A 9,220-nucleotide genomic window follows, 5' to 3' on the forward strand; every position below is an offset into this window, starting at 1 on the left:
GCGGCGCGTCAATCGCGCCGGGCGGAACCCGGTCCGCCGTAGGGGGACGCGGGCGCCCCGCTCGAGGAGGCGCCCGCGACGCTGTCGATCAGAACAGCGCCTCGTCCATTTCCATCAGCGGGTTCAGGCCGGCGCGGGCGGTGCGGATCAGGCTGGCGGTTTCCGGCAGCAGCTTGGCGAAGTAGAAGCGCGCGGTCGCCAGCTTGGCGGTGTAGAACGGATCGCCCGAGTCCTTCTTCTCCAGCGCCAGCTTGGCCATGCGCGCCCACATGTAGGCGAAGCACAGGTGACCGACGACGCGCAGGTAGTCGACCGCGGCGGCACCGACTTCATCGGGGTTCTGGAAGGCCTTCATGCCGATCTCGGTGGTCAGCTTGGTGACCTTGTCGCCGATGTCGGCCAGCGGGTTGATGAACTCCTGCATCGCCTCGCTGGTGCCCTCTTCCTCGACGAACTCGGCGATCTTCTTGCCGAACTTCTTCAGCGTCGCGCCGTTGTTGCCCAGGATCTTGCGGCCCAGCAGGTCCAGCGACTGCACCGTGTTCGTGCCTTCGTAGATCATGTTGATGCGGGCGTCGCGGACGAACTGCTCCATGCCCCACTCGTGGATGTAGCCGTGGCCGCCGAAGACCTGCATGCAGTGCGAGGTCGCGATCCAGCCGTTGTCGGTGATGAAGGCCTTGATGATCGGCGTCAGCAGCGCGACCTCGTCCTCGCAGGCCTTGGCTTCGTCGGCGTCGTCGCTGGACAGGGCCTTGTCCAGCTGCAGCGCCACGTAGGCCGACAGCGCGCGGCCGCCTTCGGCATAGGCGCGGGCGGTCAGCAGCATCTTGCGGACGTCGGGGTGGACGATGATCGGATCGGCCGGCTTGTCCGGCGCCTTCGGGCCCGACAGCGCGCGCATCTGGATGCGGTCCTTGGCGTAGGCCACGGCGTTCTGGTACGCGACCTCGGTCAGGCCCAGCGACTGGTTGCCGACGCCCAGGCGCGCGGCGTTCATCATCACGAACATCGCCTGCAGGCCCTTGTTGGGCTGGCCGACCAGCGTGCCGACGGCACCGTCCAGCACGATCTGCGCGGTGGCGTTGCCGTGGATGCCCATCTTGTGCTCGAGGCCGCCGCAGTACACCGGATTGCGCTCGCCCAGCGAGCCGTCGGCGTTGACCTTGAACTTGGGCACGATGAACAGCGAGATGCCCTTGGAGCCGGCCGGCGCGTCCGGCAGGCGAGCCAGCACCAGGTGGACGATGTTCTCGGCCAGGTCGTGCTCGCCGGCCGAGATGAAGATCTTCTGGCCGGTGATCTTGTAGGTGCCGTCGCCCTGCGGCTCGGCCTTGGAGCGCAGCAGGCCCAGGTCGGTGCCGCAGTGCGGCTCGGTCAGGCACATCGTGCCGGTCCACACGCCGGAGGTCAGCTTCGGCAGGTAGAGCGCCTTCTGCTCCGGCGTGCCGTGCGCATGCAGCGCCTCGTACGCACCGTGGCTCAGGCCGGGGTACATGGTCCAGGCCTGGTTGGCCGAGTTCATCATCTCGTACATGAACTGGTTGACCAACACCGGCAGGCCCTGGCCGCCGTACTCCGGATCGCACGACAGCGCGGGCCAGCCGCCCTCGACGTACTGCGCGTAGGCCTCCTTGAAGCCCTTGGGCGCCTTCACCTCATGGGTGGACTTGTCCAGCGTGCAGCCTTCCTGGTCGCCCGACAGGTTGATCGGCGCCAGCACCTCGGCGGCGAACTTGCCGCCTTCTTCCAGCACCGCGTTGATGGTGTCCTCGTCGACCTCGGCATGCGCGGGCAGCAGCTTCAGCTCGTCGACCGCGTGCAGCAGCTCGTGCAGCACGAACTTCATGTCGCGCAGGGGCGGGTTGTACTGAGGCATGAGGGACTCCTGATGGTTCTTGGGTTGGGTTCGGAAAAATCGCCCGCTCAGGCGCGCTTGCGACCCACGGTCGCGCCGGCCTGGGCGGAGGAAGGGGGCGTCTGCCGCGTCTGGGCATCGGCCTTGCGGCCGGCCGGCGTGGCGAAGCTGTCGAGGATGCGCTCCAGGCCCGTGCGGGCGCGGGCGAGCGCGCCGGGACTGCGCAGGAAGCGCGCGTCGTGATGCAGCGACAGGATCAGGCCGTGCATCTCGAAAAGGACCTGGTCCGGATCGGCCTCCGGCACCAGGTGGCCGACCTCCTGCGCCAGCAGGATGGCCTTGCGGATCGCGGCATGCCAGTCGCGCACCATGCCGACCAGCGCATCGCGCACCGGGCCCGGCCGGTCGTCGAATTCCACGGCGCCGCTGATGTAGATGCAGCCGGAGTCCACCTCCACCGAGGTGCGATGCACCCAGCGCTCGAACAGCGCGCGCAGGCGCGGCAGGCCGCGCGGCTGGCGGATCGCGGTGTAGAAGACTTCTTCCTCGAACTTGGCGTGGTACTCGCGCACCACCGCGATCTGCAGTTCCTCGCGCGAGCCGAAATGCGCGAAGACGCCGGACTTGCTCATCTTCGTCACATCGGCCAGCGCGCCGATGGACAGGCCCTCCAGCCCCATGTGCGAGGCCAGCCCGAGCGCCGCGTCCAGGATCGCGGCACGCGTCTGCTGGCCCTTCTGGAGCGAACGGGCGCCACGACGCGCGACGGAGGCGGCGGGCTTGGCGGCGGTGACGGAGGAGGTGGACACGATGCCCGGAATAATAAAACGAACGATCGTTCTATTTTGAGCAGTTCCGGGTCGGAAAGGCAATCCTTGCCCACCCCTTTTTAGTGGTGCAGACCTAAAAAAGCCAGGCGGCCGAGCCGAGTCTCCGCCGAGAGGTCGTGCGACATCCAAGGGTTTACCCGACATCGAGGCGCCGACTTCTCTGCGACGCTGGGTGACTCGCGGGCGCGCCGGCCAGTGACCTTCGGCAACGCCCGTCCGCCCGACGCCGGCATAGACTGGCGCAAACAGGGAGCCAGAAGAATGCACCAGCCATCGAATGGCGTGTTCCGGGTTCTGGTGTGCCGGGTGCGATCCCGGCTGTGTGGGCTGCCGCTGGACGCGGTCGAGGAGACGCTGCGGCCGCAGCCGCTGCGGCCGCTCAAGTCGCCGGCGGTTCACGTCCAGGGCCTCGCGCGCATCCGCGGCGACTGGCTGCCGGTCGTCGACCTGGCCGGCCTGCTGGGCTTGTCCGAGCCCGGCGCCGCAGGCACGCCCTCGCCGCCCGGCGCAGCGCCGGTCCGCCGCTACGTCGTCGTGCGCGCTGGCGAACGCCGCGTGGCGCTGGCGGTGACGGAGGTGCTGGGCTTGCAGAACTTCCCGGCGGAGCAACTCCGCGCCCTGCCACCGTTGCTGCGCGACCGCGATCACGGCGCCGTCGCGGCGCTGGCCGAGCGTGACGACGAGCTGATCGCCGTGCTCGACCAGGCCCGGCTGCTGCCGGACGACCTGCCACCGGCCGCCGCCATCGGCGCCGAGGACGCCGGCGAGCCCGCCAGCCACCGGGGGGCGGCCTCATGACGCGGACCTCGCCGTCCGATCCCGCCCTGCTCTCCCTGTTGCCGCGCCTGCGGGCGCTGCTGGCCGCCCGCCTGGGCCTGCAGTTCGACGACCGCCAGGACGACCGGCTCGCCGCGGCGCTGACGCGCGTGGCCGGGCCCGGCGGACCTGAGCGCTTCCTGGACCAGACGGAACAGGCGCCGACCCGCGCCCGGCTGGATGCGCTCGCCGCCGAACTGACCGTCGGCGAAACCTTCTTCTTCCGCCATCCGGAGCAGTTCGACGCGCTGCGGGTGGACCTGCTGCCGTCGATGGCGCGCGGCGCGACCTCCGCAGGCCTGCGCGCGCTCTCCGCCGGCTGTGCGAGCGGCGAGGAGGCCTACACCCTGGCGATCACGCTGCACCGCGCCGGCCTGACGGCGCAGGGCATCGACTGGCAGGTGCTGGCGGTCGATCTGAACCCGGCGGCGCTGGCGCGCGCCGCCGCTGCGCGCTATGGCGAATGGAGCCTGCGCGCGACGCCGCCGGAGCTGCGTGAACTCTGGTTCCGCGCCGTCGAGCCGGGCGTCTGGACGCCGCTGCCCGCGATCCGCGAGCGGGTGCGCTTCGAGCCGCGCCAACTGGGCCAGCCCGACGCCGCGTTCTGGACGCCCGAGCGCTTCGACATCATCTTCTGCCGCAATGTGCTGATGTACCTGGAGCCCACCGCGCTGCGCCAGGCGATCCACCATCTGGTCGGCTCATTGGCACCGGGGGGCGTGCTGTTCCTGGGGCATGCGGAGACCCTGCGCGGCCAGTCCGAGGCACAGGCCGCGGGGCTCACCCTCCGCCAGGCGCATGGCTGCTTCTTCTATCGCCGGGAAGGCGCGGACGAGGCGCCCGCCTGGCCCTTTCCCTGGCCGGCGACCGCCCCCGAGCCGGCGATGGCCGCGCCTGCACACGCGGCCAGGTCCGACGCCGCACGCGACCGCCATGCCGATGAGGCCTTGCTCGACGAGGCGCTGCTGCTGGTCGAGGCCGGCCGGATCGAGGACGGGCTGCGTGCCTGCGCCGGGCTGATCGCTCCTCGGACGCCCGCCGCCCTGCAGGCCGAGGTGCTGTTCCTGCAGGGGCTGGCGATGGAGGAGCGGGGCCAGCTCCCCGCCGCGGAATGGCACCACCAACGCGCCGCCGCCAAGGACGCCGCCTTTGCCCTGCCGCACCTGCGCCTGGGGCTGCTGGCGCGTCGGCGGGGCGAGATCGTCGCCGCGCGGCGCGAGCTGGGCCGGGCGCTGGCGCTGCTCGACGATGAATCGCCCGAGCGGCTGCGGCGCTTTGGCGGCGGCTTCGAGCGGGACGACCTGCGGCGCCTGTGCCGCGACGAAATCCTGGAGGCCCGCGCATGACGCCAGACCGCTTCGATCCGCTGGAGGGCCAGCTCGACGAATGGCGCGCCGCCTTCGACCGCTCGTTCGCCGAGCCGCGACGGCAGGGCGATGACGACGCCGTTCTGGACGTGCTGGGCATACGGATTGCCGGCGACCCGTTCGCCCTGAACTTGGCCGACCTGGCCGGACTGCAGCCCGCCATGCCCGCCGCCCCCTACCCTGCCACCGCTCCCGGACTGCTCGGGCTCGCCGGGCATCAGGGGCAGGTGTTGCCGCTCTACGACCTGCGCGCGCTGATCGGCCGCGGGACCGCGACGGCGGTGCGCTGGTGGGCCATCGCGCGCGCCGCGCCGCTGGCGCTCGCCTTCGAGGGCTTCGACGGCCAATGGCGCCTGGCCCCCGGCGACCGCCTGCACCAGAGCGACGCCGCCGGCACCGGCTGGGCGGTCCGCTGTGGCGGCGCGCTGCGCCCGCTGATCGAGCTCGAAGGGCTGATCGCCGCGATCGCCGGCAACCAGCTCGGCGAGCCGCCGTCCGGATCCTTCACCACAACGACAAGCGCCGGCGCCGCCGGCCGATGACAGGGAGCACCGTGCCATGTGGACCTTCGGAAGAAAGCTGTCGATGGGTTTCGCGCTGTCCTTTGCGCTGCTGCTGCTCATCGGGACCCTGTCCTACCGGGGCGTGGAGCTGATGACGCAGACCAGCTACCAGGTCACCCGCACCCATGCGGCGCTGACCCACATCGAGGCGCTGATGAGCCTGATGAAGGATGCGGAGACCGGCCAGCGCGGCTACCTGCTGAGCGGCGACGAGCCTTACCTCGAACCCTACCGGCATGCGGTGGCCAACCTGCCGCGGCAGCTGGCCGAGCTCAAGCCGCTCATCCGCGACAACCCCGCGCAGCAGGCCCGGTTGAACCAGGCCACGGCCATGATCGAAGGCCTGATGCAGCTGCACAAGGAGCGCATCGAGACGCGCCGCGCCTCCAGCACCGAGGCAGCCATGCGGGTCCTGGGTCTGGGCGAGGGCAAGCGCCGCATGGATGAACTGCGCGGGGTGATCTCCCAGATGGAGGAGGAGGAGAACGACCTGCTGCGCCAGCGGGCGCAGGAGGTCGAGTCCGCCGCCGCCGGGGTGCGCATGGCCATCGTCTGGGGCACCGTCGCCGGCGCGCTGCTGGTGCTGGCGGCGGCGCTGACGCTGAACCGCGCGCTGAGCGGGCAGGTCGGCACGGCGGTCAAGCATGTGCAGCGCTCCTCGGCGGAACTCCAGGCCGCCGCGAACCAGCAGGCCGCCGGCGCCCGCGAGACGGCCACCTCGATGACCGAGATCTCCACCACCATCTCCGAACTGCTGGCCACCTCGCGCCAGATCGCCGACAGCGCGCAGCGCGTCGTCGGCATCGCCGAGCAGACGGCCGGGCTGGCCCGCGGCGGCGACGGCACCTTGCAGGCGGCGCGCGAGACCATCGCCGCGATGCGCCGGCAGATCGACCTGGTGGTCGACCACATGCTGGACCTGGGCCGCAAGTCGCAGCAGATCGGGGTGGTGATGGACCTGGTCGGCGAGCTGGCCGAGCAGACCAACATCCTGGCGATCAACGCCACCATCGAGGCCACCGTGGCCGGCGATGCCGGCCGGCGCTTCAGCGTCGTGGCGGACGAGATCCGCAAGCTGGCCGACCGCATGACCGCATCGACCAAGGAGATCCGGCTGCAGATCGACGATGTGCGCGGCGCGGTCAACACCACGGTGATGGCGACCGAGACCGGCTCCAAGGCGGTCGACGCCGGCGCGCGCCAGTTCGACGACGTGGCCGCGACCTTCGCCAAGATCGCCGGCCAGGTGGTGACCACGACCGACGCGGCGCGTGAGATCGAGCTGTCCACCAAGCAGCAGGCCACCGCGGTCGAGCAGCTCAATGTCGCGCTGTCCAACACCGCGCAGGCCTCGCGCGAGACCGAGGCCAGTTCCGGCCAGACCTCGCAGACGGCCACCGAGCTGGCCGAGATGTCCCGCGACCTGCTGCGCCTGGTGCAGGCCCAGCCGACCTGAGCCGGCCCCTCCCCACCGAGAACGGAACACCCCGAGCGCCGTGGCCAAGGACCCCTACCGCTTCTTCCGCGTCGAAGCCCGCGATCTGCTGCGGCAGATGAGCGAGGCCGTGCTCGCCGCCGAGCAGGCGCCGGCGCCCGACCTGCCGCCGCGCCTGCTGCGACTGGCCCACACGCTCAAGGGCGCCGCCAGCGTGGTGCGACAGCCCGGCATCGCGGCGCAGGCGCATGCGATCGAGGACCTGCTCACGCCGCTGCGCGATCGGGACGAGGCGCCCGGCCGCGCCGACCTCGACGCCCTGCTCGCGCTGATCGACGCCGCCGGCGACGCGATCACCGCCCTGGACGCCCCGGCGGCGACCGGCGCACCGCCGTCGCCTCGACCTGCGACCGGGGGCGCGGGTTCGGGTTCGTGGGCGGGCTCAGGCCCCGGCGCCGGCTCGGGCGTCACCTCGGGTTTGGGTTCGGGTTCGAACGCGAGCTCGGGCACTGGCTCGGGCTTGTCCGCCCCGGAGCCGGGACGCATCGCCGGCCCGTCCGCGGACGCTGGCGGCGGCATCAACGCTGGCCTCGGCGATGCGGGCCTCCCGGGGCTGCCCTCCGACGTGGGCAACGCGGCGTCCGCCGAGGAGGCCGTCGACCGGGACCCGGTCGGCGCCTTGCTGACCATTCCCCAATTGATGCCGGAGGAGCTGGATGGCCTGCTCGCCGACATCGCGCGCACGCAGGGGCACCTGGCGCCGATCGAGCGCGCCGCGGCGCTGCTGCGCGAATTGCGCGCCGGCTTGCAGGGCCAGCAGGAGGCGCTGGCCGGCCCGCTCGCGCGGCTCGAGGACCAGATCGAGCGCGGCGCGCGTCAACTTGCCCGCGAGCTGGTCGCGCTGCGCGACAGCGCCGAGCAGCTGCGGCTGCTGCCCGCCGCGCAGCTCTTCGCACCGCTGCAGCGGACCGCGCGTGACGCGGCGCGCTCGCAGGACAAGCAGGCCCGGCTGACCGGCCACGGCGGCGACGTCAAGCTCGAGGCGGCGCTGCTCAATGCCGTCTCCGGCGCGCTGGTGCAGATGGTGCGCAATGCCGTCGCGCATGGCATCGAGCTGCCGGCCGAGCGCATCGCCGCCGGCAAGCCGCCGCAGGGCCGGATCGAGTTGCGGATCGAGCGCCGCGGCCGCGAGGTGCTGTTCTGCTGCGCCGACGATGGGGCCGGCCTGGACCTGGAGGCGGTGCGGCGCACCGCGGTCGACAAGGGCATCCCCGGCGCGGCGCGGCTCGATGACGACGCGCTGATCGAACGCCTGCTGCGCGGCGGGCTCAGCACCGCGCGGCGCGTGGACGCGCTGGCCGGTCGCGGCGTCGGCATGGACCTGGTGCGCGACACGGCCGATCGCCTCGGCGGCCGACTGACCCTGCGCAGCCGGCGCGGCGAAGGCACGACGGTCGAGCTCTACGTGCCGCTGCAACTGGCCGCGCTGCGCGCGATCCGCGTCAGCGCCGGCGCGGTCGCGGCCTGGGTGCCGCTGGAGGCGGTCGAGTGCGTGCTGCAACGCCCGGTGCTGAACGGCTCGCACCTGACCGTCGGCGACGAACTGCTGCCCCACCTTTCGCTCGCCGATGCCTTGCATCCGGGCCAGGCCTCGGCCGGAGCGCCGCGCTCGGCGCTGGTGATTCGCGCGGGCGGCCAGCGCGCGGCGCTGGGCGTCGACGCGCTGGACGGCGTCACCAGCGTCGTGCTGCGGCCGCCGCCGGCGCTGCTGCCGCCGTCGCCGCTGATCGCCGGCCTGGCGCTGGACGCGGCCCAGCAGCCGGTGCCGGTGCTCGCCGCCGAAGGCCTGATCGCCGCGGCGCGCCAGGCGCGGCCTCGGCCGGTATCGGCGCCGCCGCCCACCGGCACCATCCTGGTCATCGACGACTCGCTGACCACCCGCATGCTCGAGCAGAGCATCCTCGAGGCCGCCGGCTACCGCGTCCACATGGCCGCGTCCGCCGAGGACGGGCTGGAGGCGGCGCAGCGGGAGCGCTATGCGCTGATCCTGGTGGACGTGGAGATGCCGGGGATGGACGGCTTCGAGTTCATCGCCCGCATCCGCGGCGATGCGGCGCTGCGCCACATCCCGGCGGTGCTGGTGACCTCGCGCAACGCGCCGGAGGACCTGGCCCGCGGCAAGGCGGTCGGCGCGGACGGCTACATCGTCAAGGGCGAGTTCGCCCAGAACGAATTCCTCGCGCAGGTCGCCCGGTTGATGGCGCGCTCGGCCGGCACGGTCGAGTACGGCGCGGCGGTCGAGGAGCCCGCCGCATGAGCTCGTCGGGAGGCATTGGCGGCCAGGGCGGGAT

Annotated in this window: 7 protein-coding genes; 5 read left to right on the forward strand and 2 right to left on the reverse strand. The window is 72.2% G+C overall.

The genetic code is table 11. The features are described 5' to 3' along the window. Positions 1-88 precede the first annotated feature (88 nt). Positions 89-1,879 carry an acyl-CoA dehydrogenase C-terminal domain-containing protein gene (locus CS062_RS00180; protein WP_099859472.1) on the reverse strand — a complete coding sequence of 597 codons (1,791 nt, stop codon included), beginning with the start codon at positions 1,877-1,879 and terminating at the stop codon, positions 89-91. Positions 1,880-1,926: 47 nt separating this feature from the next. Continuing rightward, entirely contained in the window at positions 1,927-2,667 is a 741-nt protein-coding gene (locus tag CS062_RS00185; protein ID WP_233217833.1) for a TetR/AcrR family transcriptional regulator, read from the reverse strand. A gap of 282 nt (positions 2,668-2,949) precedes the next feature. Here CS062_RS00185 and CS062_RS00190 point away from each other — a divergent pair, with 282 nt between their 5' ends. The 5 genes from CS062_RS00190 to CS062_RS00210 are packed head-to-tail and all read left to right on the forward strand — an operon-like array spanning position 2,950 to position 9,186. Then, the gene (locus CS062_RS00190; RefSeq protein ID WP_099859474.1) at positions 2,950-3,486 is read left to right on the forward strand and encodes a chemotaxis protein CheW; all 537 of its coding nucleotides are present in this window, start codon (positions 2,950-2,952) and stop codon (positions 3,484-3,486) included. After that, positions 3,483-4,850: a CheR family methyltransferase gene (locus CS062_RS00195; RefSeq protein WP_099859475.1), complete on the forward strand. Its 1,368-nt coding sequence runs from the start codon at positions 3,483-3,485 to the stop codon at positions 4,848-4,850. The genes CS062_RS00190 and CS062_RS00195 overlap by 4 nt, the downstream gene beginning before the upstream one ends. Next, a complete protein-coding gene (locus CS062_RS00200) occupies positions 4,847-5,413 on the forward strand; it encodes a chemotaxis protein CheW (RefSeq protein ID WP_099859476.1) in 567 nt (188 codons plus the stop codon). The genes CS062_RS00195 and CS062_RS00200 overlap by 4 nt, the downstream gene beginning before the upstream one ends. Positions 5,414-5,429: 16 nt before the next feature. Continuing rightward, a complete protein-coding gene (locus tag CS062_RS00205; protein WP_099859477.1) occupies positions 5,430-6,890 on the forward strand; it encodes a CHASE3 domain-containing protein in 1,461 nt (486 codons plus the stop codon). A 40-nt stretch (positions 6,891-6,930) separates the two neighbouring features. Beyond that, positions 6,931-9,186: a hybrid sensor histidine kinase/response regulator gene (locus CS062_RS00210; protein ID WP_099859478.1), complete on the forward strand. Its 2,256-nt coding sequence runs from the start codon at positions 6,931-6,933 to the stop codon at positions 9,184-9,186. The last annotated feature ends 34 nt before the right edge of the window (positions 9,187-9,220 follow it).

This window comes from Roseateles chitinivorans (assembly GCF_002761755.1).
Lineage (GTDB): Bacteria > Pseudomonadota > Gammaproteobacteria > Burkholderiales > Burkholderiaceae_C > Roseateles > Roseateles chitinivorans.